The sequence below is a fragment of the Planococcus wigleyi genome, assembly GCF_014836985.1.
In the GTDB taxonomy this organism is placed as follows: domain Bacteria; phylum Bacillota; class Bacilli; order Bacillales_A; family Planococcaceae; genus Planococcus; species Planococcus notacanthi.
In genome coordinates this window covers 531,997-557,673 of record NZ_JACSPU010000002.1, presented here as the reverse complement: position 1 = coordinate 557,673, position 25,677 = coordinate 531,997, and the positions used below count along the sequence as shown (strand labels likewise).

Annotated in this window: 28 protein-coding genes; 6 read left to right on the top strand and 22 right to left on the bottom strand. The window is 45.3% G+C overall.

From position 1 onward, the window contains the following. Positions 1-64 precede the first annotated feature (64 nt). From H9630_RS08345 to H9630_RS08325, 5 genes are all read right to left on the bottom strand, one after another. The gene (locus H9630_RS08345) at positions 65-1,030 is read right to left on the bottom strand and encodes a glutaminase (RefSeq protein ID WP_191715027.1); all 966 of its coding nucleotides are present in this window, start codon (positions 1,028-1,030) and stop codon (positions 65-67) included. A gap of 174 nt (positions 1,031-1,204) precedes the next feature. After that, positions 1,205-1,807: an alpha/beta hydrolase gene (locus tag H9630_RS08340; RefSeq protein ID WP_191715026.1), complete on the bottom strand. Its 603-nt coding sequence runs from the start codon at positions 1,805-1,807 to the stop codon at positions 1,205-1,207. Between the two features lie 230 nt (positions 1,808-2,037). Beyond that, positions 2,038-2,916, bottom strand: a complete 879-nt coding sequence (hslO, locus tag H9630_RS08335) for an Hsp33 family molecular chaperone HslO (RefSeq protein ID WP_191715025.1) — start codon at positions 2,914-2,916, stop codon at positions 2,038-2,040. Between the two features lie 28 nt (positions 2,917-2,944). Further along, positions 2,945-3,169, bottom strand: coding sequence for a DUF896 domain-containing protein (locus H9630_RS08330; protein ID WP_191715024.1), 225 nt, complete (start codon positions 3,167-3,169; stop codon positions 2,945-2,947). A gap of 91 nt (positions 3,170-3,260) precedes the next feature. Beyond that, positions 3,261-3,743 (bottom strand): RrF2 family transcriptional regulator, encoded by a 483-nt coding sequence (locus tag H9630_RS08325; RefSeq protein WP_191715023.1) that lies wholly within the window; start codon positions 3,741-3,743, stop codon positions 3,261-3,263. A gap of 214 nt (positions 3,744-3,957) precedes the next feature. Between H9630_RS08325 and H9630_RS08320 the strand changes: the two genes are divergently transcribed. Then, positions 3,958-4,152: a hypothetical protein gene (locus H9630_RS08320; RefSeq protein ID WP_191715022.1), complete on the top strand. Its 195-nt coding sequence runs from the start codon at positions 3,958-3,960 to the stop codon at positions 4,150-4,152. A 37-nt stretch (positions 4,153-4,189) separates the two neighbouring features. Here H9630_RS08320 and H9630_RS08315 read toward each other — a convergent pair whose 3' ends face one another. From H9630_RS08315 to H9630_RS08290, 6 genes are all read right to left on the bottom strand, one after another. Continuing rightward, complete coding sequence (locus tag H9630_RS08315) at positions 4,190-4,723, bottom strand: chromate transporter (protein ID WP_191715021.1); 534 nt, start codon at positions 4,721-4,723, stop codon at positions 4,190-4,192. After that, the gene (locus H9630_RS08310) at positions 4,720-5,286 is read right to left on the bottom strand and encodes a chromate transporter (RefSeq protein ID WP_191715020.1); all 567 of its coding nucleotides are present in this window, start codon (positions 5,284-5,286) and stop codon (positions 4,720-4,722) included. The genes H9630_RS08315 and H9630_RS08310 overlap by 4 nt, the downstream gene beginning before the upstream one ends. A 24-nt stretch (positions 5,287-5,310) precedes the next feature. After that, positions 5,311-6,915: a gamma-glutamyltransferase family protein gene (locus H9630_RS08305; RefSeq protein WP_191715019.1), complete on the bottom strand. Its 1,605-nt coding sequence runs from the start codon at positions 6,913-6,915 to the stop codon at positions 5,311-5,313. A 312-nt stretch (positions 6,916-7,227) separates the two neighbouring features. Next, positions 7,228-7,674, bottom strand: coding sequence for a GNAT family N-acetyltransferase (locus tag H9630_RS08300; protein WP_191715018.1), 447 nt, complete (start codon positions 7,672-7,674; stop codon positions 7,228-7,230). A gap of 54 nt (positions 7,675-7,728) precedes the next feature. Beyond that, entirely contained in the window at positions 7,729-8,583 is an 855-nt protein-coding gene (locus H9630_RS08295; RefSeq protein WP_191715101.1) for a patatin-like phospholipase family protein, read from the bottom strand. Between the two features lie 39 nt (positions 8,584-8,622). Next, positions 8,623-9,300, bottom strand: a complete 678-nt coding sequence (locus H9630_RS08290) for an SOS response-associated peptidase (protein WP_191715017.1) — start codon at positions 9,298-9,300, stop codon at positions 8,623-8,625. A gap of 318 nt (positions 9,301-9,618) precedes the next feature. Between H9630_RS08290 and H9630_RS08285 the strand changes: the two genes are divergently transcribed. Both H9630_RS08285 and H9630_RS08280 read left to right on the top strand, forming a co-directional pair. After that, positions 9,619-10,050 (top strand): hypothetical protein, encoded by a 432-nt coding sequence (locus H9630_RS08285; protein WP_191715016.1) that lies wholly within the window; start codon positions 9,619-9,621, stop codon positions 10,048-10,050. A 222-nt stretch (positions 10,051-10,272) separates the two neighbouring features. After that, positions 10,273-11,472, top strand: coding sequence for an MFS transporter (locus H9630_RS08280; protein WP_191715015.1), 1,200 nt, complete (start codon positions 10,273-10,275; stop codon positions 11,470-11,472). A gap of 33 nt (positions 11,473-11,505) precedes the next feature. Here the strand turns inward: H9630_RS08280 and H9630_RS08275 are convergent, their stop codons facing one another. From H9630_RS08275 to H9630_RS08265, 3 genes are all read right to left on the bottom strand, one after another. After that, positions 11,506-13,152 carry an SLC13 family permease gene (locus tag H9630_RS08275; RefSeq protein WP_191715014.1) on the bottom strand — a complete coding sequence of 549 codons (1,647 nt, stop codon included), beginning with the start codon at positions 13,150-13,152 and terminating at the stop codon, positions 11,506-11,508. A gap of 156 nt (positions 13,153-13,308) precedes the next feature. Continuing rightward, the gene (locus H9630_RS08270; RefSeq protein WP_191715013.1) at positions 13,309-13,551 is read right to left on the bottom strand and encodes a hypothetical protein; all 243 of its coding nucleotides are present in this window, start codon (positions 13,549-13,551) and stop codon (positions 13,309-13,311) included. 45 nt (positions 13,552-13,596) lie between these two features. After that, complete coding sequence (locus H9630_RS08265) at positions 13,597-14,073, bottom strand: metal-dependent hydrolase (RefSeq protein WP_191715012.1); 477 nt, start codon at positions 14,071-14,073, stop codon at positions 13,597-13,599. Positions 14,074-14,316: 243 nt separating this feature from the next. Between H9630_RS08265 and H9630_RS08260 the strand changes: the two genes are divergently transcribed. The 3 genes from H9630_RS08260 to H9630_RS08250 all read left to right on the top strand — a co-directional run bounded on the left by H9630_RS08260 (position 14,317) and on the right by H9630_RS08250 (position 17,396). After that, positions 14,317-14,946: a YfbR-like 5'-deoxynucleotidase gene (locus tag H9630_RS08260; protein ID WP_191715011.1), complete on the top strand. Its 630-nt coding sequence runs from the start codon at positions 14,317-14,319 to the stop codon at positions 14,944-14,946. 89 nt (positions 14,947-15,035) lie between these two features. Further along, entirely contained in the window at positions 15,036-16,343 is a 1,308-nt protein-coding gene (locus tag H9630_RS08255) for a hemolysin family protein (protein ID WP_225218432.1), read from the top strand. Between the two features lie 147 nt (positions 16,344-16,490). Continuing rightward, positions 16,491-17,396 carry a YihY/virulence factor BrkB family protein gene (locus tag H9630_RS08250; protein ID WP_191715010.1) on the top strand — a complete coding sequence of 302 codons (906 nt, stop codon included), beginning with the start codon at positions 16,491-16,493 and terminating at the stop codon, positions 17,394-17,396. Between the two features lie 48 nt (positions 17,397-17,444). Here the strand turns inward: H9630_RS08250 and H9630_RS08245 are convergent, their stop codons facing one another. The 8 genes from H9630_RS08245 to H9630_RS08210 all read right to left on the bottom strand — a co-directional run bounded on the left by H9630_RS08245 (position 17,445) and on the right by H9630_RS08210 (position 25,668). Next, complete coding sequence (locus H9630_RS08245) at positions 17,445-18,227, bottom strand: class I SAM-dependent methyltransferase (RefSeq protein ID WP_191715009.1); 783 nt, start codon at positions 18,225-18,227, stop codon at positions 17,445-17,447. A gap of 15 nt (positions 18,228-18,242) precedes the next feature. Next, the gene (locus H9630_RS08240) at positions 18,243-19,196 is read right to left on the bottom strand and encodes a dipeptidase (RefSeq protein ID WP_191715008.1); all 954 of its coding nucleotides are present in this window, start codon (positions 19,194-19,196) and stop codon (positions 18,243-18,245) included. Next, positions 19,197-19,919, bottom strand: coding sequence for a gamma-glutamyl-gamma-aminobutyrate hydrolase family protein (locus H9630_RS08235; RefSeq protein ID WP_191715007.1), 723 nt, complete (start codon positions 19,917-19,919; stop codon positions 19,197-19,199). It abuts the gene before it with no gap. Between the two features lie 142 nt (positions 19,920-20,061). Beyond that, the gene (dacB, locus tag H9630_RS08230) at positions 20,062-21,564 is read right to left on the bottom strand and encodes a D-alanyl-D-alanine carboxypeptidase/D-alanyl-D-alanine endopeptidase (RefSeq protein ID WP_301610813.1); all 1,503 of its coding nucleotides are present in this window, start codon (positions 21,562-21,564) and stop codon (positions 20,062-20,064) included. A gap of 272 nt (positions 21,565-21,836) precedes the next feature. Then, on the bottom strand, positions 21,837-22,106 hold the full coding sequence (locus tag H9630_RS08225; RefSeq protein ID WP_191715006.1) for a hypothetical protein: 270 nt from the start codon (positions 22,104-22,106) through the stop codon (positions 21,837-21,839). Positions 22,107-22,303: 197 nt separating this feature from the next. Further along, positions 22,304-23,227, bottom strand: a complete 924-nt coding sequence (gene rbsB / locus H9630_RS08220) for a ribose ABC transporter substrate-binding protein RbsB (RefSeq protein WP_191715005.1) — start codon at positions 23,225-23,227, stop codon at positions 22,304-22,306. Between the two features lie 13 nt (positions 23,228-23,240). Then, positions 23,241-24,158: an ABC transporter permease subunit gene (locus tag H9630_RS08215; RefSeq protein WP_191715098.1), complete on the bottom strand. Its 918-nt coding sequence runs from the start codon at positions 24,156-24,158 to the stop codon at positions 23,241-23,243. A 7-nt stretch (positions 24,159-24,165) separates the two neighbouring features. Continuing rightward, positions 24,166-25,668 carry a sugar ABC transporter ATP-binding protein gene (locus H9630_RS08210; protein WP_191715004.1) on the bottom strand — a complete coding sequence of 501 codons (1,503 nt, stop codon included), beginning with the start codon at positions 25,666-25,668 and terminating at the stop codon, positions 24,166-24,168. Positions 25,669-25,677: the final 9 nt, after the last annotated feature.

The following is a 25,677-nucleotide window of genomic DNA, read 5'->3' as shown; positions in this document are numbered from 1 at the left end:
ACCTCAATTTAGATTTTCTCCAATAAAAAACTCCACAAGCTTGGAGAGCCTGCGGAGTTCCTTATTAAAAAATGCTTAAATCCCATTCTTTTGATATTTGCCGCAGCATCATCGTTCCTGCTGCACTGTTTCCCTGCACATCAATCGCGGGGCCATAGACACCAATTCCCGCTCCTGCACGGAATTCATAAGTCTGTGAATGAAGTTTGGGAGGAACAGCAGCCATAATGCCTCCTGATACCCCACTTTTTGCCGGAATCCCGACATGCGCTGCAAAATTCCCAGAAGAGTTGTACATGCCGCATGTCACCATGAGGACTTTCGCCACTTGGGCAATTTCTTCCGAAAAATGTTTTACTTTCGTGATTGGATTGTATCCGTCATAAGCGATGATCAAGCCGATCAGCGCCAAATCCTTGGTGCTCACTTTAATGGCGCATTGGCGAATATAAATATCCAACGCTTCTTCCACTTCAAGATCCAGAAATTTAGCTTCCTTCAAATAATAAGCGAGTGCCCGGTTACGGTGGGATGATTGCCATTCCGAATCGTACACTTCCTTATCCAATTCCAACGGATGGCCGACCAGTTCTTCCAGAAAATGCAGGAGATACTCATATTTCTTTTGGCTTGTTTGTCCCGGAAGCAAGGCTGATATCGTAATAGCTCCCGCATTGATAAACGGATTGAAGGGCTTGTTCGGCCGGTGGATTTCAAATGGGATAATCGAGTTGAATGCTTCTCCGGTCGGTTCGACATCCACCCGTTCCAGTACAAATTCCAAACCGTAATGGCAGCTCAATGCGATGAATGTCAATGCTTTTGAAATGCTCTGGAGGGTAAATTCTTTATCCGTATCCCCCGCGCAATAATAGTTTCCTTCATCATCAACCATGCAGATCCCCAGTTGGCTCGGATCTTCTTTCCCTAGTGCCGGTATGTATTGGGCAGTCGTCCCCAATACAGCATGGCCTTTGTTTTCTTGAACCCAAGCTTCTAATTGTTCTTGAATATGCGGATTGGTATGCATTGCCATCCCTCCTTAAGTTACTTTCTTCCTATCATGAATGAAAGCAACAGCCTTTGTCAAAAGCCACTGGCCTGCATAGAGAACACGTCAACCAATAGATGTGTCCTTAACCAAAGACAAACTGCACCTCAAGTGATGGTTCACTCAAGGTGCAGTTTGTCATAAAAGATTTTATTAAAGCTTATCGTACCATTCTTTAGCGGCTTCCACTTCAGGCATCGTCAATTGATGGCCAAAGTCTTCCCAATGCAATTGGACGTCCGCCCCTGCGCCAGCCAATAATTTTTCCAGGTCTGTTGACTCTTCTGCCGGACAGATCGGGTCGTTGGTGCCTGCCGCAATAAACACCGGTACACCCGTTAAATTCGGCAATTCGGCATCACGATTCGGCACCATCGGGTGATGCAAAATAGCCCCTTTCAGCGAATCCGCATACGTAAACAGCAAGTTTGCTGCAATATTGGCACCATTTGAATAGCCGATGGCAATAACGTTGCGGCGATTAAAACCATGTTCTTCAGACGCTTGACCAATAAATTCATGCAGTTCTTCTGTACGGATTTTTAAATCCTCCATATCGAAGACACCCTCTGACAAGCGTTTGAAAAAGCGCGGCATGCCGTTTTCCGACACATTTCCACGAACACTCAATACAGCCGCTTCCGGATCAATATGAGCGGCAATGGCCAATAAGTCGTTTTCGTTTCCACCTGTTCCGTGAAGCATAAGAAAAGTCGGTTTTTCAGGATTGCTGCCTTGTTGAAAAATATGTTTCATTAGTTGAGAACCTCCAATTATAATGTCGATAAGTCGAAATGAAGAAGCAAATTTCTGTAGTTTGAAACGTATTAGCATTTAGTTTACTTAAGAGTTCTATGCCTTTTTTCTATTCCCTAATTAATTTAACCAGAAACTTATCTCGAATTCAAGATAATAATACCATAAATCTTTTCTTCCTTCAAAAGAAAAGGTCCATAGCACGAATGTGCATGGGCCTCTTGCTGTTATCAGGCTTCAGACTGCAGCATGTCCTCTAAATTTTCTTTGGAGAATAAATAGTTCTCATTGCAGAAATGGCATTGTGCTTCCGCTTGGCCGTCGGTCACGATCATATCTTCGATTTCTGCAGCGCCCAAGCCTTGAATCGCTCTGGAAATCCGGTCTCTTGAGCATTGGCACTGAAATTGGACAGGCATTTCTTCGAGCACTTTAACATTGCCTGCACCCAATACTTCATTTAAGATATCTTCCGGCGTCATTCCCTGCCGCACCATATTGGAAATGGTCGGAATGGTTTTCAGACGCTCCTCGATATCCGTGATGACTTTTTCTTCTGTCCCGGGAAGCAATTGGATGATGAATCCGCCAGAAGCTTGGATGGTGTTGTCAGGATTGACGATAACGCCAACACCGACAGAAGAAGGTATCTGCTCAGAAGTAACGATATAATGGGTAAAATCCTCGCCGAGTTCACCGGACACCAAAGGAACTTGCCCTACAAATGGCTGAAGCAAGCCAATATCTTTGGAAACTGCCAACGTGCCTTCCGTACCGACCGCTCTTCTGACATCCAGTTTGCCTTGCTCGTTCAAATCAAAATGGGTCAAAGGATTGGATACGTATCCACGGACTTCCCCTTTGGCGTTTGCATCCACCAGAATTGTTCCGATTGGACCTCCTCCATTTATTCGGATCGTCAATTTTTCTTCGCCTTTCATCATGGCACCCAGCATGACACTCGCTGTCATGGAACGGCCAAGTGCAGCAGAGGCAGTCGGCCATGTATAATGGCGGCGCTGCGCTTCTCCAACAGTTTCAGTTGTGCGTGCCGCATAGGCGCGCACTTGCCCATCAAAGGCTAAGGCTTTCACTAAGTAATCGTTCATTTTGTTCTCCCTTTCTCTATCAAGCTTTCTACTCTTGGACGGCTTGTTTTTTTGCACGGACTTTGTCCGGAGTGATGTCATCGCCTAACGGGTCAATGACCGTCATATTGGTGACGGTGGATTCAATCTGTCCGCGAATGGACCGCAAATAGTCTTCACGCAATACTTGGCGCTCGACTTTTTCTGCATTGGTCAATCCTTCTTCACGTGCTTTTTTCGCTAATTGATTAATGCGCGGCAAGATGGCAATCATTTTCTTCTCCTCTTTCCCTTTTTGTTCCGCTTTAACGGGCAATGGATCAACCAACAATCAGCAGGGGTTAAAGAACCTGTCTGAAGTTTCTCTATCCGACCAGCTTTTGTGCCAGCCATTCGTTTAATTTTCTCGTTTTTTCCTGAAAACGCTGTTCATTCATTTTCTCAGAAAGCAAAGCAATGGTTTCCTGTTCCATCCGGAGGCGCCAGGCATTTTCTGCGTCAAGCATCAAATCCGTCAACAGACAGCAACGCTCCGGTTCCTCCAGTTCAAGCAAATCACCGAGCACGCCACTTGGAGAATACAGTGCCTGCTGTCCCTCAATCGCTTCATATATATCAAAAACACTGATGTTTTCCGGTTTTTTATTAAGTTTAAACCCGCCTTTAACTCCTGGCACAGAAGTGATCAAGCCTGCACTGACCAGTTTTCTCAACAGCTTCTGAAAATAGGTCGGAGAAGTGCCGAGCTGTTGGCTGATGGCTTCACCCGGAAGCACCGCTTTATCAGGAAGCATATTCAATAATAAAATCGCATATACCGATTGTTCTACACCTGGTTTCATGTGCACCCAAATCACCCTCTTTCAATTAAGGATAAAATTTATCCTCGTTATCCACAATAAACTATCTCGAATTAAAAGTAAATAAATATGCCTGCTTATTCCGGAAATAGAAAAAGGGGCTGTCCTATAAGTCTCTAAAATAAAACAGCCGGAGAGAAAGAAAGCCTTTCTCTCCGGCTGTTTTTGGATGGGGAATACGTTTTCTGGGAGTAGCCGGCTGATGGGAATGGAGGCGGCGACTCCAGCGGGAACAGCGCGGGCTGGAGCCACTGGACTGAGCGCAGCGAGGGAAGCGGCAGAAGCCGTGCCCGCGGAACGCGTCCGCCGCAATGGACATCTGCCGGGTCTTTCGGGAACGACAAAAGGGCTGCCACCAAAAGTCATTTTCATGACCTTTTGGGACAGCCCCCTTTGATATGGAATGGATAAAAATTAGCCAGCTGCAGAACCAGCTAAACAATGCCCGATATAGCACCATAGACAAGCGCCAGTAGAATGACCATTGCCGGATGGATCTTCCTGATTTCCAACAGCCAGTAGCTGATGATGATCAGGATAACTGTCTGGACAGTGCCTGAAGTATCGACAGAAGTCATGAAAAACTGTAATGTCATGGCACCGAGCAGCACGGCGATGACCGGTCGGACCAACCTCGTAATATTTTTGACTTTCGGCGAATCTTTGTATTTCAACAAGGTCACCATCAACAGCACCATCAGAATAAGAGAAGGCGCAACTGAAGCGAATAAAGCAACGATCGCCCCCAAAACGCCGCCTTCCATATAGCCGATATAGCCTGCCATTTTCGTAGCGATCGGACCCGGCAACGCATTGCCCAAAGCCAAGACTTCACCGAATTCCTGGGTGGTCATCCACCCGTAGCGGTCCACCACTTCTTTTTCCACCAGTGGAATCGAAGCTGGGCCTCCGCCATATCCTAAAATGCCCGGAATAAAAAATGCCAAGAAAATGTACCAGTAAATCATTTCGACCTTTCCCCTTTCTTAAAGGAAGTTAAGGAAAGAATCAAAATTCCCATTATCACGATAGCCGGATGGATATTCAATACTTCTAATAGAACGATGGCGATTCCCGTAAACAGAATCGCTCGGCCAATCCCCAAAGCTTGGCCAGATTTCTGAAAGAAATCCCATGTCATCACTGCCAGCATGACCCCGACAACCGGTACGACAGCGGCGGACATGCTGTTGACCCAATCCAGCTCTTTATACTTCTGCAAGATGCCCAACAGAAGAATCATCAACACCACTGTCGGAATAACGGATGCGGCCAAGGCAATAAGGCAGCCAATCACTCCGTTGACCCGGTAGCCGATATAACCCGCCATCTTTGTGGCAATCGGTCCTGGCATGGTGTTCCCCAAGGCTAAGGTATCGCCGAATTCATCTTCTGTCATCCATTTATAATTGACCACGGCTTCACGGTGAAAAAGCGGAATTGCAGCAGGTCCACCACCAAACCCCAATAGGCCGACACGAAAAAAAGCGGCAAAAAGATCTTTGTTTGTTTTTAATTTGGATTGTCCCATTTCTTTTCCTCCACTTTTCAAAGCCTACCAGGCGGCCACTGCACCATCCGTACGTGATTCGGTGCCGCCGGCCAAGACACCTGTCTCAGGATTGCGCCAAATGATTTGTCCTCTTCCGAAACTGCCGCTATCGGTCGCTACTTGAATTTGATGGCCTTTGCGGGATAGAGCCTGTGCCAGGTAATTCGGGAAAGTCGGTTCCACAAGAACAATTTTCCCTTCCATCCATTGCCACCTGGGGGCATCAAGAGCCGCTTGAGGATTCATCAAATAGTCGATGGTATTGGTGACTACCTGGAAATGGCCTTGTGGCTGCATATAGCCGCCCATTACACCAAATGGCCCTACAGCTTTCCCTTCTTTTGTCAGGAACCCTGGAATGATGGTATGGAAGGTCCGCTTGCCTCCAGCTATTACATTCGGATGTTCAGGATCCAATGAAAAATCCGCCCCGCGGTTCTGCAGGCTGATGCCGGTTTCCGGAATGACGATACCTGAGCCAAAGCCCATGTAATTGCTTTGGATATAGGAGATCATATTGCCTTCTTCGTCTGCTGCCGACAAATAAACCGTTCCGCCTTTCGGCAATTCATAAGGTTCGGGGTCACAGGCATTTTCGCCGATCGTCTTGGCCCGTGCTGCTGCATACTCTTTCGACAAAAGGTGTTCCGTACTGACCGGCATATTTTCCGGCTCAGTTATAAACGCTTTTCCATCTGTAAATGCCAGTTTCATGGCCTCAATCTGTTCATGATACGTATCAGCAGATTGCCATTTCGGCTCTCCCAATTCTTTAAAGATATTCAAAGCCATCAAAGCGACCATACCTTGGCCGTTGGGCGGAATCTCCCATACATCATAGCCTCGATAATTTGTTGAAACCGGCTCCACCCACTCCGGCTTGAATGCTTTTAAATCTTCTTTTGCTAAAAATCCTTCATGCTTTTTCATGAAGTCATCAATTTTGTCAGCGATTGCGCCTTCATAGAAAGAACGTGCATCGGTTTGCCCGATTTCAATCAATGTACGCGCATGTCCAGGAGACGACCATATTTCACCGATTTCAGGTGCACGGCCGTTCGGTGCAAAGGTATCGAACCATCCTTTATATTCTTCGTCCGTAAATGTATTTTTGTATTTGGAATAAGCTGCTTTCCAGTACTTCCCGAGAATCGGCGTCAATGGATAGCCTTCCTCCGCATAACGGATTGCAGGCTTTAATGCATCCGCCAACGACAATTTACCGAATTTCCGTGATAATTCAGCCCAAGCAGCCGGCACCCCGGGTACCGTTATGGGCACCAAACCGAATGTCGGCATTTTCTCGAAACCGAGCGCTTTGACTGCTTCTGGAGAAATGCTTTTCGGTGCAGGCCCCGAGCTGTTCAAGCCATGTAATTTATCTTTTACCCAGACCAATGCGAAAGCATCTCCCCCAATGCCATTCGAAGTCGGTTCCACAACTGTCAAAGCGGCAGCGGTTGCTATCGCTGCATCAATGGCGTTCCCACCATTTTGCATAATTTCAATACCGGCCTGTGCTGCAAGCGGCTGAGAAGTCGCCACCATTCCTTTTTTTGAAAATACGGTTTGTCTTTGTGATGCAAACGGATTATGTAAATAGTCCATTCTAACCCTCCCTTTCTCCCAATATCCCTTTTATGCCCCACCATCAAGCAGAACCTTTATTCCACTATTCGGTGTAAATCTATTCGATCGAAATCCACAGACAGCCCACTTTTTGGCCTGCCTGTGAATAAGCTTTATTTCACTATAACAAAGCAAGAATAACCCCAAGTATAAAGTATCCAGTAGTATATTTCCACTCGATAAACTAAAAATACGGAATATTCCCATTTAAAAAACCCAGTAACTTCCTGCTTTCAAAGCAAAACCCTGCTGACCGCTAATGCGGTCAGCAGGGCTCTATCTTATCAACAGTCAGTTTCTTAAACCGAACACTGTACACTCGATTCCCGGAGCCACTTCAACTTTCCGCTGTTCCTGAAAACCGAATGCTTGATATAAGGCAATCGCCGGTTTATTGGCAGTTCCCGTGCTGACGATGAACTCATAGCCTTTATAGCGCTTCAGTAAATATTCCAACAGCCTTTTGCCGATGCCTCTGCGGAAATATGCCGGATTTACGATAAGTCGGTGAATATCCACAAGTCCGTCCACCATTTTATACGATACTACTCCCATCAGTTCTTCCTCCTGGAAACCGACAAATAATTCCCCGCTGTTTTGAATATCGATAGCCGTTTCATGAAGTTGAGGAATTTCGTAAAAATCCATAAGCTCAGCTTCTATGCCGTAGGCAGGAAGTTGGATTTCCAATATCTCCTGGGCCACCTGCTTATTGCGGTGATTGATTTCTCCAATCATGTATTTCTCCTCCAGCTGATTTAATCAAGCCATGAGCTTCTATGCCTGTGTGTTTTATTTTTGAAGAAAATCGATCAATTCATCAAAACGGGCTGTAGCATCCTGATATCCTTGCTGATATAAAACTTCCAGCTTTTCCTGATCGCGTTCAATCCCTCGGATCCCATACAAATTCATTGGCCGAATCACCATTGCCAAACCTTCCTGCTCCAATTGATCAATAAAATCCATTGTTTCGTTGTAATAAAGGTGGCGGCTTTCCATTTTCTTTGCGATAGCCGGATATTGGCGGACAAAAGCAGGCAAGATGCGTGCAAATCGGCTCCTCTTTTTGCGGTAGCCTTTTTCTCTCGTCAACACAATGATTGGTTTGGTGACACCATCGGATAAAGCTTTTCGGATGGGAAGCGGATCTGCAATGCTGCCATCCATCAATAATTCCCCCGCGAACTCCACCGGTTTTGACATTAAAGGCAAAGAACTGGAAGCTCTCACAATCGCCAATACATCTTCTGGCTGATTTTGTTTTTCAAAATAAACCGCTTCTCCTGTCAGGCAATTCGTTGCCCCTACGACAAATTCTTCTGTCGCATTATTAAAGCGTTCATAATCAAAAGGCACGAGGCTGTTCGGAATTTCATTAAAGATTAAATCCATCCCGAACAATTCCCGTTTCACCAATAAATTTTTAACCGATATATATTCCGGATGGTTCACATAGCCGATGGTCACTTCCCGGTTCCGCCCGTTTTGCCTGGAAATATAGGATGCAGCATGGCAAGCGCCCGCTGACACCCCAATGACGTAATCGACAAAAATCTCTTCCTCCAACAACTTTTCGAGGACTCCTCCTGTATAAACACCACGCATGCCACCGCCTTCCAGGATCAATCCACTTTTCATCCGAATCCCCCCTGCTGGTTGAATCAACCACAGGCTCCGGTCAACTCAACCGACTTTTTCAATCAATTCCGGTTTATTGTTTTTTGGAGAATTGACTTCTTCCGAAACACGGTATGCTTCCATTTCTTCAGCTTTATAGGGCTTCAATAGGCCTTTCAATCTTTCGACGTCCTCCACATTTGGATCCAGCCACATTTCCTCTTCTTCTTTCGTTAAAATAACCGGCATGCGGTCATGAATCGATTTCATCAATGAATTGGCCTCTGTTGTCAAAACGGAACACGTATTGACCGTCTTGCCATCGGGCGCTTTCCACGATTCCCATAAAGCGGCAAAAGCAAAAGGTTCTCCGTTTTTCAATTTGATGCGCATCGGGATTTTTTCACCATCTTTACGCTGCCATTCGTAGAAAGAGTCTGCAACTACCAGACAACGCTTCTTTTTAAAGGCATTACGGAAACTTGGCTTTTCCGCCACTGTCTCTGATCGCGCATTGATCATTTTGTAGCCGATTTTTTCGTCCTTTGCCCAAGGCGGAATCAGTCCCCACCTGAGTGAACCCAGTCGGTTTTTATGGCCATCGTTGATAATCGCAATGATTTGCTGGGAAGGAGCCACATTATAGCTTGGTGTGTATTCACCTTCATCTACAGCCATTTTTTCAACATTAAAACGGTCAATCAAAATCGCATAATCAGTGAATAATGAATACCTTCCACACACATTCATCACGCCTTTCTCTGTATGTTTTCTACTTTTAATATACCAGAAATAGTGGCTCTCTTCTTTTCAATTGCCTTGTTTACCCGAAGTATTCAGATAATATCAAACCTTTTTAAAAGACCTGAAACTGTCCATTTTCTTGTCCATACGTCTTGCAGTTTCGATAGATTTTTTCAGTTATCTTTATTCCTTTAAATCGATAGCCCTAAGCCTTTGCATCCATTAAGACTCAAAATCCAAGGAAAATACGTTACAGCCCCTTAAATGGCTAAATAGTGTTATAATAGAAGAACAACGAGTTATATTAGGAGGAATTACATGGCTACTGCACGCGAAATGAGTCTGGTCAACAAGGATTTTCTGGTTGAAGAATTAGGGCTGAAACAACAAGGAAACTCAACTATCTTTATGAATGAAGATTGTTTTGTATTATCCCCATCTGTTCAGCGATATGAAAAAGGTTTTGACGTCAGTGAATTCAATTTGGCAAAGTTCGATCCTGAACGCCAACAAGGCTTTTTGCTCGTACGGTACATGGACACCTTTTTAATGGCGAAGCTTGAAAGCTTCACGAAAAAAATGATGCTTCCTGAACTCCAAATTAAAAAGAAAAACACGAAACCTCATTGGAAGTTCACAGTTGCTGAAAATCCAGCTTACCATATCGTCAATACACAGAATAAGGAACTGCGTTACCGTTTGCAGGAGCCTACAAAAAAACAGATTGCATCTTTCTTCAAGAAAATATAATCTTTTCCCGCTGCCGGAGTGCATGCGGGTTTTTTTATTCCACTTTAGTCAGTAAATGATAAAGAACTCCCACTAGTTGAAGTTTCTCTTTATTCTTCTATCCTTTGTATGGATTTTCTGCTTAACATGTTAATATGAAGAATATTATGAATTTCTTGGGGTGGCAACCTTTTAAAATACAGTTGCTGTACAAGGAAAGTGATTATCGATTGGAAGTGACCCATGGCTACTCAACGATATACCGTAAAAGACCGCCAGTTTTGGAAAATCATCATCAGCCTTTTGTTTGCATCTTTGTTTATTTTTGCGAACATGTATGCTGTTCAGCCTTTGCTCCCTGTTTTTGTGGACGAATTTCAAGTGTCTGTTTCGACAGCCAGTTTAGCTTTATCATTGACCATCATCGGATTGATCCTGGGATTGATTGTTCTCGGATTTTTTTCTGACCGCAATGGCCGGAAATCTTACATCATCTATTCTCTATTGGGATCAGCTATCCCTTTTTTCATTATTCCGCTGACAGATTCCTTTGCGGTGCTGTTGATTCTTCGCTTTATTCAAGGATTCGCGCTGGCCGGTGTACCAGCCGCCGCTCTTGCCTACATCAGTGAGGAAATCGATCGCAAGAATATCGCGTATGCAACCGCTTTGTATATTTCCAGCAACGCGCTGGGTGGCATGCTCGGCCGTGTCCTGACAGGCTACCTGACTGACCACTTTTCTTGGCAACTCTCATTCTACGCCTTTGCTGTCACAGGTCTTCTTTTATTTGCAGCAGTGGTGTACTTGCTGCCGCCATCACAGAATTTCAAGTCCAGTCACTTAAGTTTTGCAAAAGATATTGAAGGGTTCCTATTCCATTTAAAGAATCCCGCACTTCTCGTCGTTTTTGGGCTTGGTGCCATATTGCAGGTATCCTTTACGGGCATTTGGACATATCTTCCTTTCCATCTGGAAGCCCCTCCCTATTCGATGTCGCTGCAGGCCATCTCTTATTTATTCTTTGCCTATGGAATTGGTGTCATTGGCTCTCCGCTAGCCGGCCGGGCTGCCGAGAAATTCGGCCTGCGCAATGTCCGGCTGGCTGGGGTCTTTATCTTATCCGCCGGCATTTTCATGACACTCAGCCCTTATCTCTGGATGATTGTTGTCGGCCTCTGTGTAACCTGCTTGGGATTCTTCACTTCCCATTCCCTGACAGCCGCCTCTGTCGGCCAGCAGGCTGCCCACCATAAAGGAAGTGCCTCCAGTTTGTATTTGGTTTCTTATTACATTGGGGTGGCAGCCGGAAGCTCCTTGCTGAGCCCGTTGTGGACAGCTGCCGGATGGAGTGGATTGGTTCTCTTCACTGCAATTTTACCGCTCCTATACATAACGTTCATTACCCTATTCAGAAAAAAAGCAGGCTCCACCGCGAGGTGAGCCTGCTTTTTGCTGTCTTTTTGGAATGTTTCTTTACTCAAGGAATTCCGCTGGAATTGATAGCAGATCAAGTCCCCAAACGAGCGGCAGGAAGTAGAAAACCGCAAGTCCGACAAAGAAAATACCGAATATATTTAAGGCCAAGCCTGCTTTTGCCATATCGGCAATCCGCAAATACCCAGAGCCGAAGACGACCGCATTTGGCGGTGTCGCAACCGGCAACATGAATGCACAGGACGCAGCAACAGCTGCAGTGACCATCAAAGCATAAGGATGGATGCTGAGCGCTACAGCCAGTGACGCCATAATCGGGAACATCATAGAAGCCGTTGCCGTATTGGACGTAATTTCAGTCAAGAACAAGACAAGTGCAGCGACTACCAGAACGATGATCAGGACATTGACGCCCTGCAAGCCGATCAATTGGCTTCCGATCCATTCAGACAGACCCGAGTTCGTAAAGCCAGCAGCGATGGCCAGCCCTCCACCGAACAGCAGCAAAATGCCCCAAGGCAGTTTAACAGCCGTTGCCCAATCCAATAAATGATCCCCTTTTCTATTCTTGGAAGGAACAATGAACAAGATCATGGCCGCAATCAATCCGACCATCGCGTCCGTCACTTCCAAGTCAGGCGCAAAAGCATCAAGGATGAACGAGCGGCTGATCCAAGCAAGTGCTACCGCTATAAAGACGGCAAATACTGCTTTTTCTTCGTATGAAGCAGCGCCCAAATCGGTTTTCTGCTGGCGTATCACTTCGCTTCCGCCAGGCAGGTGCTTTAATTTTTGCGGGTAAGCAAATTTCACTAGATATACCCAAGCAACCAAAATAAAAATCCATGCTAACGGAACACCAAATAGCATCCATTGTGCAAATGTAATTTCAATGCCATAAATTTCATTGACCGCCCCTGCCAATAACGTGTTCGGCGGTGTTCCGATCAATGTCGCAATTCCGCCGAGTGAGGCAGAGTAGGCAATTCCGAGCATCAATGCCTTACCAAAACCAAAGTTCTCTTTTGAAGTATCGATGGAAGGGTCGTCTTTTAAGGCATCCGATACTTGATAGATGATGGCCAAACCAATCGGCACCATCATCATGGCAGTGGCCGTATTGGAAATCCACATGGATAGGAATCCGGTAGCCACCATGAAGCCCAGTACAATTCGTTCAGTATTGGTTCCGATGATTGAAATGATGGTAAGGGCAATGCGCTTATGCAAGTTCCATTTTTCCATCGTCAGGGCAATCATGAAGCCGCCCATAAAGAGGAAGATTGTATCATTTCCATAGGCAGATGTCGTGGAGCTGACATCCAGACCACCGGTCATTGGAAACAGAATAATCGGCAGAAGCGAAGTGGCCGGAATCGGAATCGCTTCCGTAATCCACCAAGTGGCAATCCAAATTGTACTTGCCAAAATGGCTTTTGCTTCAGGCGGTAAACCTTCGGGATTAACAAAGATTAAAGTTAAGACAAAAAGAAGCGGCCCCAAAAATAAGCCAATTAACTGCGGTGTGTTGTAACTACGCTTTTTTTTGCGTTCGTCATAAGATCCGGCATCCTCAGCCCGATCACGGCCTTCCGGTATGCCCGCTCCTGGGTTAGTAAATAAACGGAACGTGTCTTTTGCCTGGTCATGTTTTTCCCACATCCAGTTCCATGTAGCAGAAATCATACTATCCCTCCACTTTCTTAAAAAAAAGAATTATTCAACAATTACTGTCATAATTGTATAGGTTTATATGTTCGCAAACAAGCGGATAAATGACAAAATCGAACCACTTTGAAAAATGGACACAAAAAAGGGCTGGGAACAATGCATCCCTGCCCTTTATCTTTCGAATTTCTCAATCGTTTTTAGCGGTGTATTATTGATTTTCTGATTCGCCAATTGGATTTCGTTCATCTCCAACTCCAGTATTGCTGTGAGCTCCACTTTTCTCCATACTTTTTCCATCTTCCCGTGATTCTTGATCAATGCTTTCAAACTCTTCACGCTGCCGCCGATTCTGTTTCGTTTGCGGATTCGCGTCTCTTGAGAAATCATTTTTAGCCATACCATCATTCCTCCCATAAGTAGTTACCCCTCTACTTCCCTTCTAACATAAAGTAAAACGTTTTATAGAGGGATAAAAACTCCATAGCCAAAGTAGACAGACAAAAGTGATAAAAGAGCGAAAACCAGGTATTCGGAAGTGCCGCCAGTCGTAGCAGTCACAGGAAAACGGACATTCCACTTGAAGGGAAAGAACAGTTTTACTCCTCTTTTTGTCGCCATATCCAAGACAATATGGCTGGCCATACCGACAAGCAGGCCTGCTGAAATGGCTTCCACTGGCATGAAGTTATTCAGCAGAACCGCGAATAATACCAAAAACAGCAGGCTGTGGGTGAATGTCCGATGTCCGAATAGACCATTGATCAACTTGGAAAGAACAGGCAACGCACGGCCAATTTTGCTGCTGCCATGGCAGATATCGGGGATCACCGATCCGATGACGCCTGCCCCGAGCAATAGCACCGGTTCATAATTCGTAATTTGTGCAAAGGCAAGGCTTGCTGTTATGCCGCCTAGGATGTGTGTCTTGCCTGTCATGCTTTCTTCTCTCCTTTAATAGTGCTATTTTTATTATACTAAAAAGTTGTGTATGCTGAAGACAAGGGAATTAATTATTTAAGTTAAGCTACTCACTTAAATGGGTATTATTCTGCTGTAGTTATTCCGCAAATCAGCTCCTGAAAACCAAATACTCGTGGAGCGATTGCTTAAGAATCTCTTTCCGTGTACAGGTTTGAGCATTCATTCTTAATTTCAACCTAATTAAAAGGAGGCGTCATTATGGGAATTCATCGTTTTTTTACATCATTGAATGATTTAGAGCGGATTATCCGTGCACCTGGCAGATTTAAATTTGAAGAACATAATGTTGCAGCCCATTCGTGGAAAGTGAGCCAATACGCCATGTTTTTTGCCACGATCGAAGAACGCGCCGGACGTGAAGTTGATTGGAAGGCATTATATGAAAAGACCATCAACCATGATTTTGCTGAAGTGTTTATCGGCGACATTAAAACACCGGTCAAATATGCTTCACCTGAGCTGAAAGAAATGATTGCAAAAGTGGAGGAAGGCATGATGGAAAAGTTCATCCTGCGTGAGATTCCGGAAGAATTTCAAGATGTCTTTTTCGAACGCATGAAAGAAGGGAAAGACGCGACTGTAGAAGGGCGGCTGCTGGAACTGGCGGATAAACTGGACCAATTCTATGAAGCATTCGCGGAGTTGAAACGCGGCAATACCGACAAAGAATTTGTGGTGATGTACCGGATTGCTTTGACTAAAATACTGGATCTGCCTTTGCCGGCAAGCATTGCTTATTTCAGAGATGTCATGCTTGGCGATGTGATCAACGAAGACACAGCTATCGATGTAAAAGAGATTACGCGCCAGATCATTGCTGAACATTAAAGCTTCAGTATATATTTCAAGCTCAAAATATGGTAAATTTAACTTCAACAAATACTTTCGGAGGTGAATCCCTTATTTAAGGGAATTTATTGGACCCCATACTTTTATTGAATTTAGTTTTGCTCGTCTTATTAATCGCGTTAACGGCTGTTTTCGTCGGATCAGAGTTTGCCGTCGTTAAAGTCCGGATGTCGCGCATCGACCAATTGATTGATGAAGGAAACAAAAAAGCTGTATTGGTCAAGAAAATCACCAGTGACCTTGATTACTACCTGTCCGCATGTCAGCTTGGCATTACCGTTACCGCCCTCGGACTTGGCTGGTTAGGTGAACCGACTATTGAACGGCTTTTGCATCCTTTATTCGAAACGCTCGGTGTTCCTGCATCTGCTTCTACCATCATTTCCTTTGTGCTGGCTTTTTCACTGGTGACTTTTCTTCATGTGGTCATCGGAGAAATGGCCCCCAAATCATTGGCACTTCAATTTGCTGAACGGATGACTTTGACGCTGTCGCCATTCCTTTATTGGTTCGGCAAAATCATGTACCCGTTCATTTTCATCCTGAATGGTTCGGCTCGTATTCTTTTACGGGTTTTCGGTGTAGAACCTGCCAAAGAAGAACAAGCCCATTCAGAAGAAGAACTGAAGATCATCATGGCGCAAAGTTTCCAAAGTGGGGAAATTAATCAAACTGAACTTTCCTACATGCAGAACATCTTTGCTTTTGATGAGCGCAGTGCAAAAGACGTAATGATTCCCCGTACTCAAATGATCGCTTTTTCTGATGATTTGACGAACGAGGAGCTTCTGGTGGAAATCCGTGAGCATCGTTTTACACGTTATCCTATCGCCAGAGACGGGGACAAAGACGATCTTGTCGGTTTTATCAACGCCAAAGAAGTGTTGACGCATTATGCCGTCAACGGCCAATTTGAAATGTCAGAACTGATACATGACCTTCCTTATTTTCATGAAACCACACCACTTCAAAATGCCTTAGTGAAAATGCAAAAAGAGCGTACGCATATCGCTTTGGTCATTGATGAGTATGGTGGAACTTCAGGTCTGATTACAATGGAAGACATATTAGAGGAAATCGTCGGAGAAATCCGTGATGAATTTGATGAAGAGGAAGATGAGGAAATTATTAAGGAAAGCGAAACCCGCTATCTTCTGAATGGACGTGTCCTTTTAAAAGATCTCGAAGAACGTTTCGGCTTTACATTCGAAGACAGTGAAGACATCGACACAATCGCTGGTTGGATTCAGCATCAATTGATTGAAGCCGAAACCGGCGACCAGTTCATAAAAGAAGGTTGCCAGTGGTCGATTGTGGAAATGGAAAATCACCACATTCTGAAAGTTGCCTGTGACCTGTTGCAAAAGTCATCTTAAAAAGGATGTCCGCCTGCGGACATCCTTTTTTTGTGTTCCAAATAATCTAGCTTCATTTTATAAATGCGTCTGTTTTCGTTTTTAGGGTTAACCAGCTGTGCAATAGGGCATATAAAGAATAACTAATTCTAAAATGGAGGTTGTTCTATGAGTAAAGCTATGGGGTTCGTCAAAGAACTTGGCAGTGAATTCAAAAAAGATAAAGCAACGACCCTGGCTGCAGCACAGGCTTATTACTATCTACTCGCTATTGTTCCTTTATTGATTTTGCTGCTGGCTATTTTGCCTTATCTTCAGATTGATCCACAGAAAGCCGTGGATTTCATCGGTACCATTCTTCCAGGAGAAGTGGCTACAACATTCCAGGATACCATCGTCAGTGTTGTCACCACCCCTTCAGGCGGTTTGTTGACATTCGGTATTTTGGGTACGCTTTGGTCTGCATCAAACGCATTGACTGCTTTTATCGATGCCACCAACCAAGCCTATGGAGTCGAAGAAAGCCGTTCATTCATCAAGCTGAAAGCAACAGCTATCGTCTTGACGCTTGGCATGCTGGTTGCGGTCATCGTTGCCCTTATTTTGCCGATTTTCGGTGGTACGATTATCGATATGATCAAATCATTTTTGAACTTGCCAGAGCAAACCGAAATTATTTTCCAAGTATTGCGTTGGGTTGTCTCCATCGCAGTCATGAGTATTGTATTGGCTCTTATGTACAAGTTCGCTCCTGACAAACATTTCCCATTCAAGGAAGTTATTATCGGCGCTGTCATCGCAACAGTCCTGTGGCAAGTTGTGTCATTCGGATTCTCCATCTATGTTGCTAACTTCGGCAGCTATTCAGCGACCTACGGAAGTCTTGGAGGACTAATTGTCCTGATGCTTTGGTTCTTCCTGACAGGATTGATTCTTGTTATCGGTGCTGAAATCAATGCTATTCTGCACAGACGCAAAAATGCGAAAGGAGCAGATTCTTCTGACCCTGTTGCGCAAAGCGAAGCAAATCAAAAAGAAGCGAAAGACACAGAGTCTTCCATGAACAAATACTAAACCACAAAGCCCCTTCACCGAAAAAGGTGAAGGGGCTTTTTTATCAGTTCATTTTTGATCCACTTTTTCGAAAAGAGCCATCCATTCGTCGATTGTGAAGTCCTGGATCTTGCCATCTTGGCCATTGATCGCAAAATAGTCGATGGCTTTCTGAGTTGCCCCGGTCAGGTGCCGGGAAACCTCTTCCATCTGCCCCTCGCTTTCAGCAGTACGTACTACCCATGAAGGATAGTCAAACGTCTTCCGCCGATCGGCCGACTTCAGTTCTTTCATTCCATTTTCCTTCAGCAGCGTGGCCCATTCCGCTTTTGATAAGCACCGAAAATGGCTGTGGTCTCTTAATCGTTCCGTCGTATTCATAAACTCCGCCAATTCGGGATCGGCTGGTGCGACATTGTCGATCAGAATAAACTTGCCGCCTGTCTTCAAAACCTTCGCTACTTCGGAGATAAAGCGGTCTGGTTGCGGAAAATGATGCGGTGCAATCCGGCATACTGCTGCATCAAAGGTTTCTGTGAGAAATGGCAAGGCTTCGGCATCCGCCACCACGTACTCGATGTTGTCGAAGTTGTGCCGCAGATGTTTTGCTGTATTTTCCAACATCGCTCTCGTCAGATCCGTAGAAAATACTGTGGCCACATGTGGCGCCAATGTTTTTGTCACATGTCCCCCGCCTGTTGCAATATCCAGCACTTTCCACGTTTTTTCAGGTTTCAGCCAGTCAACAAGCAACGGCAAATCATCCCCTTTTGCGTGGCTGTTGCTGGTGACGTATTTATCAGCGTTCTTCCCGAACACTTCTTCTACTTTTTGTTTCGGTGTCTTTTTCATGCCGGTCCTCCTTATTCACATTCCTGGGCGGTGGTTTAGAAAGTTGCGGTACGCAAACCCTTCCACTTCTGTTTCCGTATACTGCTTTTGCAATTCGTTGATCAAATTAGGGAATTCCGATGCATTTCCAAGCCCTGTAATGTGCGAAGAAATTCCATCAAAATCCGATCCGATGCCGACTTGCTGAATTCCTCCAAGCGAACAGAGATAATCGATGTGGCGGACCAAATCCGATATCGTTGCCTGTTCACTGTCTTTATTGATAAACTGCGGAGCAAATACGACATCGATCATGCCATTGTTGGTGAACATCGCCCGAATTTGTTCATCATTCAGATTCCGTGGATGATCACAAAGAGACCGGGCATTGGAATGGCTGGCAATCGGGTATTTTGCAAGGTCCATGACATCCCAAAATCCCTTGATGGATAAATGGGACACATCCGTAAACACATGATGTTCGTTATTGAGGCAGACCACTTCTTTCCCCAAGACCGTCAATCCCGCACCTCTCGGATCTCCGACACCATCCGCACAAAGATTGGCATTATTCCAAGTCAGTCCGATTGAAAGCACACCCAGACGATAGAGGTGGCGCAGCTTTGTTAAATCATTGCCGAACGCATCGGCTCCCTCCAAGGTCAAAACAGCGCCAATTTCATCTGGCTTTAATTGGTCAATGTCCTTCCATTCTTTGATATGCTTCATCAATGGATTTTTCCCGAGGATTTCGCTGTAGAATAAATCCACTTGCTCGAGAGCGTGCTGCCATTTTTCATCAGAAGGAAATTCCGGATGGATGAAGATGGCGAAAAACTGTACTTTTACACCGCCTGCCTGCAGCCGTTCAAAATTGGTCTCGAGGTCATTCGACTTCCGGTAGTCCAACATTTCCCCGTCGAATAACGTATTCCGTTTTGCAATCTGCAGTTTCAGCAGCGCATCGCAATGTGTATCGAAAATCTTCATCTACTCATCTCCTTCTTCTCGGCAGGCTTCGATAAAGCCTTGGAAGATACCCAGCGACGCCGAATCGGCAGCTCTTGCCATGTTTTCCGGATGCCATTGCACACCCAACGCAAAATGATGTTTTGTACTTTCAATCGCTTCCACAATGCCGTCACTTGATACACCGCTGACGATCATCGGCTGAGGCACCTGGCGGTTAGCTTGATGATGGCGGCTATTAACTTTCAGGCGCTTGAGTCCAGTTAAGCGGTGCAGCAGCGATCCTTCTGTTACCTCAACAAAATGAGAACCGTGGAACCGCGGTGCTTTTTGCTGATGCTGCAGCAAATCTGCTTTTGCTTGTGTGGTGATGTCCTGATACATATCGCCTCCGACCGCAATATTCAAAATTTGTGCTCCCCGGCACACACCAAGAATCGGCTTTTTCAATTCCAGAACTTTTTTCGTTAGAGCCAGCTCAAATACATCGCGTGAAGGAATAATTACGCCAAGGTTCGGATGCGGCTCCTCGCCGAATAAAGTCGGATCAATGTCATAACCTCCCGCCAGGAAAAGCCCGTCGATATGTTCAGCAATTTCATCGATATCCGCCTCTTCCATCAAGTGTGGGAGCATGATCGGCAAGCCGCCTGCGGCTAAAATCGCTTCTGAGTCCGCCAGTTCAATATCGTATGCATCGCGTCCCAATTCCAGAGATGCCGTAAGGCCAATAATCGGTTTCATCTATGTATACCCTCCCATTTTTAAAAACTGAATATAATAAACATACAGAATTTACTGGTGGAATACTAGTTCATCTCCCAACTTTATTAATTGGAAGAGTTCATCAGAAAAACGGAAAGCCCGAAAGCTTTCCGTTTTGTTCTTACTGTTCTTTTCCTGATTCAGCGATTGCTGTCGCAATAGCGTCTTCAATCGGGGTAACCGAAGCTAAATCGTTGTTGATGATGATCGAGAAAATCAACGGCTTGCCGTCTTTGGTGGTGGCGTATCCAGACAAAGCGGAGACGGCTGTCAACGTTCCCGTTTTTGCTTTGACATTTTGTTGAGCGGCTGTTTCTTTCATCCGATTCCGCAATGTGCCGCCAACGAACCGCTCTGCATCCGCCGCAACCGGAAGCGAATTCAGGTAACTGCCATACCATGGTCTGCTCTGGACTCCAAACAGCAATTGAGATATTTCATTTACTGGCATCAAATTCACATGGGACATGCCCGAACCATCACGAAGCAGGATAGTGTCGGTATTGACGCCCAGTGTTCCTGCTACATCTTCCATTACTTCCAGTCCGGCTTCCCAGCTGCCTTCTCCTTTTACCGCGCGGCCCATTTCCTTGGCCAGCACTTCACCGTGGCCATTGTTGCTGAGCTTCATGAAAGGAATCGAAAGCTCAGCCAGCGTCATCGACTCGTGCTCCACCAACAGGGTGCTGTCGTCCGGCGTTTCCCCCATTTCCAGTGTATGTTTTCCAGCCCACTCGATGCCTTCAGCCAGCAACGCATTTTCAAACAAATCGAGGGCATAACCTGAAGGTTCATCAACAGCAATCCATTCCCGCGTCCGTGATCCCTCCACCGGGATATTCCCTTCCACTACAATTTGGTTGGTTCCATGTTCGCGGCTGATGGCTACTGTTTTGGGTTGGTCTGCCGCTACTGTCTTCGCCCGATTGACGATTGTTACATAATCAGTTTTCGGTGACAGCGATACTTTCGGCTCTATACCGGCTGAATCACCCGGATTCACTTCAACAATAAGAGAGCCCGCATCATAATCTTCATTGGGCGAGGCAGTCAATGCAGAAACCTGTGCACCGTAATAATAAATTTCGTCCTGCCAGGTGATGTCTTCTGACAACCGGACATCGTCATACCACGTATCATCGCCGATCAAATCGCCTTTGATTTTTTGAATCCCTTGGCTTTTCAATTCCTGTGCGAACTCCTCGAAGTCTTCCTGTAGAAGTGTAGGATCTCCTTTCCCTTTTAAGTAGAGATTGCCTTTAAGCATTTTCCCTTTTACTGCTCCATCTGTATGTATTTCCGTAGTAAAGCGATAGTCTTCCCCTAAAGTTTCAAAAGCTGCTGCGGCAGTGATGAGCTTGGTATTCGAAGCTGGAACCAAACGCGTGTCTCCAAAATGATCATAGATTTTTTCACCTGTCTCCGCCTCCCTGATGCTGACTCCTGCCAAAGCACCATCCAACCGTTCATCCTGCAGGATCTGATTGATTTCATTCGCCAAAGATGCATATTCATCATCTGCCCCTGCTGTTATTTCTCGCTCCGCAAACTGTAGGGGGGAAATCGCCAATGCCCCTGTCACCATTAAAAATATTGCCCCTGCCAAAAATTTCTTGCCTGTCATGATTCCATCCCCTATCCATTAATCTGTTAAAGAATGTACCATAACAACCGCTTAAGTTATCAGACAACTTCACAAACAGATCTTTTTTCATAGGATTTTTTTGTCAATATAGGGATATTATCCATCCTGAATTCAAGCATTGTTTTATTTACATCCGCTACTAGCTCGATGCACCCATAGCGTTCCATAAAAAATTCAGCAGAACTGTAAAAGCTTCCGCTGAATCATATTAGTTATAGAATTTCCACAAAACGAACATTCCTGTTCCCGCTTCATCCTCCCCATTGCGTTTCCGTTGTATAAACCAATTGATCTCCCACAAAAATCCGGCATTCCATCCTACAGAAACAAGTGCCGATCGATACTTTGATTTCTTCAAATTCCCCTTGTTCGTTTTTCACTTTCCCGAACAAGCGGGAAGTAAAATGCAGACCCACCTGTTCATCCTGTAAAACTCCATCCACAAATAATTTTTCGTTGGTCCATGTATTGACGACTCGAATGGTGTGGTCACCGTACTTGACTACCCAAATATCCTTCATGACCTGGCCCCCTGTCCCTGCTTTTGACACCAGTATAACAGAAATAGAAAACCACTATGCACCTGAGGTAATCTCTGCTATTGGGAAAAGCCACAGGTTGAAACGAAGGTATTCTTCAAATGAAAAAAGCCATAGACGACTCGAATGATTCGAGTACATCTATAGCCTGCGTTATATCAATCTATTCTGTTGCTTTTTTACTTGATCAATTCCAATTCTACTGGAATCGATGCTTCCACTTCTTCGCCTTCGAGTGACTGAACAGCTGCTTCAACAGCCATTTCACCAATCATTTCAGGTTTCTGAGCAATTGTTCCATCCAGACGGCCATCTTCCACCGCTTTCACTGCATCATCTGTAGCGTCAAATCCGACAACAGCAATGTCTTTTCCAGAAGCTTCAATCGCTTCAAGAGCACCTAATGCCATTTCGTCATTGTGAGCAAATACTCCCTTAATGTCTGGGTTTGCCTGAAGGATATTTTCCATAACGGACAAGCCTTCAGAACGGTTGAAGTTTGCTGTTTGTTTAGCCACAACATCCAAGCTTTCAGCAGCAATCTTGTTAAATCCTTCTCCACGTTCACGTGCAGCTGAAGATCCTGGTACGCCTTCAAGCTCTGCAACTGCAGCGCCTTCACCTACGATTGAAGTTAGATGTTCTGCTGCCATTTCGCCGCCTGCTGTATTGTCAGATGCGATATGGGAAACCACTTCTCCGCCTGCAGCACTGCGGTCAACTGTGATGACCGGAATGTTTGCCGAGTTCGCTGATTCGACTGCCGCTGCAACCGCTTCAGAATCGACTGGGTTGATCATAATCAGATCCACTTCCTGTTGAATCAAATCTTCAATATCACTTGCTTGCTTTGAAGCATTGTCCTGTGCATCCACTACTGTCAAAGTTGCGCCAAGCTCTGCAGCTTTTTCTTCAGCGCCTTCATTCAACGTAACAAAGAACGGATTGTTCAATGTCGAAACAGAAAAACCGATTGTGTAATCGCCGCTTGCTTCGCCGCCATCGCCGCTTTCCTCTTCAGAACTTGATCCTGGAGCTTCCATCGAACAAGCCGCCAAAATCATCATTGCCAACAAGATGAACCCTAATTGCATTTTTTTCATTTTCCTGCACCCCTTATGCTGTTTTTTTACGGTCCAGAAGAACCGCTAATAATATGACTGCACCCTTCACTACTTGCTGGAAGAAGGACGGAACCCCAATCAAGTTCAAACCGTTGTTCAATACACCGATGATCAGCGCACCGATCAATGTGCCGACAATCCATCCACGGCCACCGGTCAAACTTGTGCCGCCAAGCACAACTGCTGCGATAGCATCCAGTTCGAACATTTCACCGGCGGTCGGCTGAGCCGAATTCAGGCGCGATGTCAAGATCAAGGAAGCCAATGCTGCCAACAGGCCAAGCAAGGAATAAACATAAATTTTGATGCGGTCCGCATTGATCCCAGACAGGATCGATGCCTCTTCGTTCCCGCCAACTGCATAGACACGACGGCCAAATGTCGTCTTCTTCAAAATGAAGTACAAAACTCCAAAACTGATGATCATCGTCACTACCGGTACCGGAATTCCAAGGAAATATCCTTTGCCGAGCATTTGGAACGTCAGGCTGTCGCCTAATCCGGAAATCGGACGTCCGTCGGTATACACCAGCGTCAAGCCACGATAAATGGTCATTGTCGCCAAGGTTGCGATAAATGGCGCCACTTTCCCTTTGGCAATAATGAATCCGTTAATGGCACCTAATACTGCACCGAGCAATAAGCCCAGCAGCATGGCGAAAATCGGATCTATTCCACTGGCCATCATTCCTGCTGTGACCGCTCCTGTTAAGGCAAGAGTCGCCCCGACCGATAAATCGATGCCTCCTGTCAGAATAACAAAAGTCATACCAAAGGCAATCAAAGCGTTAATGGAAACCTGCCGAAGCACGTTCATTAAATTGGAGACGGATAAAAACCCGGGGTTTAAAGCCGTAATAATTACGATAATAAGGATCAACCCGATAAAGGGAGCTATCTTCTGAAGCATAGATTGGTTATTGGTCTTCAACTGCAAGTTTTCCACCTCCTGTTGCAAAATGCATAATTCGTTCCTGTGTCATTTCCTGTTTCGGTAAATCTGCTGTAATTTTGCCTTCGTGCATCACTAGAACCCGATCAGCCATACCGATCACTTCCGGCAATTCCGAAGAAATCATCAGAATGGCAACACCGCGTTCAGCCAGTTCATTGATGATCGAATAAATTTCTTTTTTCGCTCCAACGTCAACACCGCGCGTCGGCTCATCCAAAATCAACAGTTTCGGTTCAATACCAAGCCATTTTGCGATGACTACTTTTTGCTGATTGCCGCCGCTCAAAGACTTAGCTGCCTGATCTGGACCTGATGTCCGGATTCCGAGGCGTTTAACCATCGTGTCGTAAAGCTTGCGCTCTTTGTCTTTGGAAATCAGGCCGTTTTTGGAAATAGCCGCAAAATTGGTCATGCTGACATTTTCCTCTACTGAAAAGTCCACAACGAGCCCTTCTGATTTCCGGTCTTCCGTTACATACCCGATGCCCATTTCCTTGGCTTTTCTCGGTGTATCGATTTTAACTTGCTTGCCGTCAAATTCAATGGTGCCTCCATCCAACTTTTTATAGCCAAACAGCGATTGCGCCACTTCTGTACGCCCTGCACCCATGAGTCCGGCAATCGACAACACTTCGCCTCTCCGGAGTTCAAACGAAATATCTTCAAAGCAATCTTTTCGCTTCAAACCTTTGACAGAAAGTTTTACTTCACCAATCTCCGAATTCCGTTCAGGGAAACGCTCCCCCAATTCACGTCCTACCATCATTTGCACAATTTCATCAAAAGAAGTTTCACTGATTTTCCGTTCCCCCACAAATTCCCCGTCCCGCAAAATGGTGATCCGGTCACACAGTGAGAAAATCTCCTCCATCCGGTGAGAAATATAGATGAAAGATACACCGCGCTTCTGTAGTTCACGTATGGTCTTGAACAAGCTGTCAATTTCCCGATCCGTCAATGCCGCAGTCGGTTCGTCCATGATGATCACTTCCGCATCCACTGACAATGCTTTGGCAATTTCAACGATTTGCTGCTTGCCCACTGATAACGTACTGGCAGGGTCCGAAGGATTGATATCCAAGCCAAGATCCCCAAGAATTTGGCGTGTCTTTTTTTCCATCTGCTTGGTTTTCAAAATTCCGGTGCGGCCAATCGTCTCTTCGCGCCCAAGAAATAAGTTATCAGCGATTGACAGATGAGGCAGGATGTTCAGTTCCTGGTGGATAACTGCAATCCCTGCTTCTTCCGCTTGCTTGGGGGAAGTAAAGTTGACCTGTTCTCCTTTTACTTCAACGGTTCCAGAATCCCGCGTATAAATGCCAGACATAATTTTCATTAAAGTCGATTTCCCAGCACCGTTTTCACCCATAAGTGCATGGATTTCACCTTTTTCCAATGTGAAGTGCACATTTTTCAAAACTTTATTGCCGCTGAATGACTTCGAAATATCAGTCATGTTAATCATGGTGTTCAC

What these genes read in the sequence shown, in the direction of transcription:
- H9630_RS08305 (WP_191715019.1), bottom strand. Translation starts at nt 6,915, where the DNA reads ATGGACTATTTACATAATCCGTTTGCATCACAAAGACAAACCGTATTT.
- dacB (WP_301610813.1), bottom strand. Translation starts at nt 21,564, where the DNA reads ATGACAGGCAAGAAATTTTTGGCAGGGGCAATATTTTTAATGGTGACA.
- H9630_RS08310 (WP_191715020.1), bottom strand. Translation starts at nt 5,286, where the DNA reads ATGGGACAATCCAAATTAAAAACAAACAAAGATCTTTTTGCCGCTTTT.
- H9630_RS08285 (WP_191715016.1), top strand. Translation starts at nt 9,619, where the DNA reads ATGGCTACTGCACGCGAAATGAGTCTGGTCAACAAGGATTTTCTGGTT.
- H9630_RS08300 (WP_191715018.1), bottom strand. Translation starts at nt 7,674, where the DNA reads ATGATTGGAGAAATCAATCACCGCAATAAGCAGGTGGCCCAGGAGATA.
- H9630_RS08225 (WP_191715006.1), bottom strand. Translation starts at nt 22,106, where the DNA reads ATGAAGGATATTTGGGTAGTCAAGTACGGTGACCACACCATTCGAGTC.
- H9630_RS08215 (WP_191715098.1), bottom strand. Translation starts at nt 24,158, where the DNA reads ATGCTTCAGAAGATAGCTCCCTTTATCGGGTTGATCCTTATTATCGTA.
- H9630_RS08345 (WP_191715027.1), bottom strand. Translation starts at nt 1,030, where the DNA reads ATGCATACCAATCCGCATATTCAAGAACAATTAGAAGCTTGGGTTCAA.
- H9630_RS08275 (WP_191715014.1), bottom strand. Translation starts at nt 13,152, where the DNA reads ATGATTTCTGCTACATGGAACTGGATGTGGGAAAAACATGACCAGGCA.
- H9630_RS08240 (WP_191715008.1), bottom strand. Translation starts at nt 19,196, where the DNA reads ATGAAGATTTTCGATACACATTGCGATGCGCTGCTGAAACTGCAGATT.
- H9630_RS08250 (WP_191715010.1), top strand. Translation starts at nt 16,491, where the DNA reads ATGAGTAAAGCTATGGGGTTCGTCAAAGAACTTGGCAGTGAATTCAAA.
- H9630_RS08210 (WP_191715004.1), bottom strand. Translation starts at nt 25,668, where the DNA reads ATGATTAACATGACTGATATTTCGAAGTCATTCAGCGGCAATAAAGTT.
- H9630_RS08340 (WP_191715026.1), bottom strand. Translation starts at nt 1,807, where the DNA reads ATGAAACATATTTTTCAACAAGGCAGCAATCCTGAAAAACCGACTTTT.
- H9630_RS08315 (WP_191715021.1), bottom strand. Translation starts at nt 4,723, where the DNA reads ATGATTTACTGGTACATTTTCTTGGCATTTTTTATTCCGGGCATTTTA.
- hslO (WP_191715025.1), bottom strand. Translation starts at nt 2,916, where the DNA reads ATGAACGATTACTTAGTGAAAGCCTTAGCCTTTGATGGGCAAGTGCGC.
- H9630_RS08330 (WP_191715024.1), bottom strand. Translation starts at nt 3,169, where the DNA reads ATGATTGCCATCTTGCCGCGCATTAATCAATTAGCGAAAAAAGCACGT.
- H9630_RS08320 (WP_191715022.1), top strand. Translation starts at nt 3,958, where the DNA reads ATGGGAATGGAGGCGGCGACTCCAGCGGGAACAGCGCGGGCTGGAGCC.
- H9630_RS08245 (WP_191715009.1), bottom strand. Translation starts at nt 18,227, where the DNA reads ATGAAAAAGACACCGAAACAAAAAGTAGAAGAAGTGTTCGGGAAGAAC.
- H9630_RS08265 (WP_191715012.1), bottom strand. Translation starts at nt 14,073, where the DNA reads ATGACAGGCAAGACACACATCCTAGGCGGCATAACAGCAAGCCTTGCC.
- rbsB (WP_191715005.1), bottom strand. Translation starts at nt 23,227, where the DNA reads ATGAAAAAAATGCAATTAGGGTTCATCTTGTTGGCAATGATGATTTTG.
- H9630_RS08270 (WP_191715013.1), bottom strand. Translation starts at nt 13,551, where the DNA reads ATGGGAGGAATGATGGTATGGCTAAAAATGATTTCTCAAGAGACGCGA.
- H9630_RS08280 (WP_191715015.1), top strand. Translation starts at nt 10,273, where the DNA reads ATGGCTACTCAACGATATACCGTAAAAGACCGCCAGTTTTGGAAAATC.
- H9630_RS08260 (WP_191715011.1), top strand. Translation starts at nt 14,317, where the DNA reads ATGGGAATTCATCGTTTTTTTACATCATTGAATGATTTAGAGCGGATT.
- H9630_RS08235 (WP_191715007.1), bottom strand. Translation starts at nt 19,919, where the DNA reads ATGAAACCGATTATTGGCCTTACGGCATCTCTGGAATTGGGACGCGAT.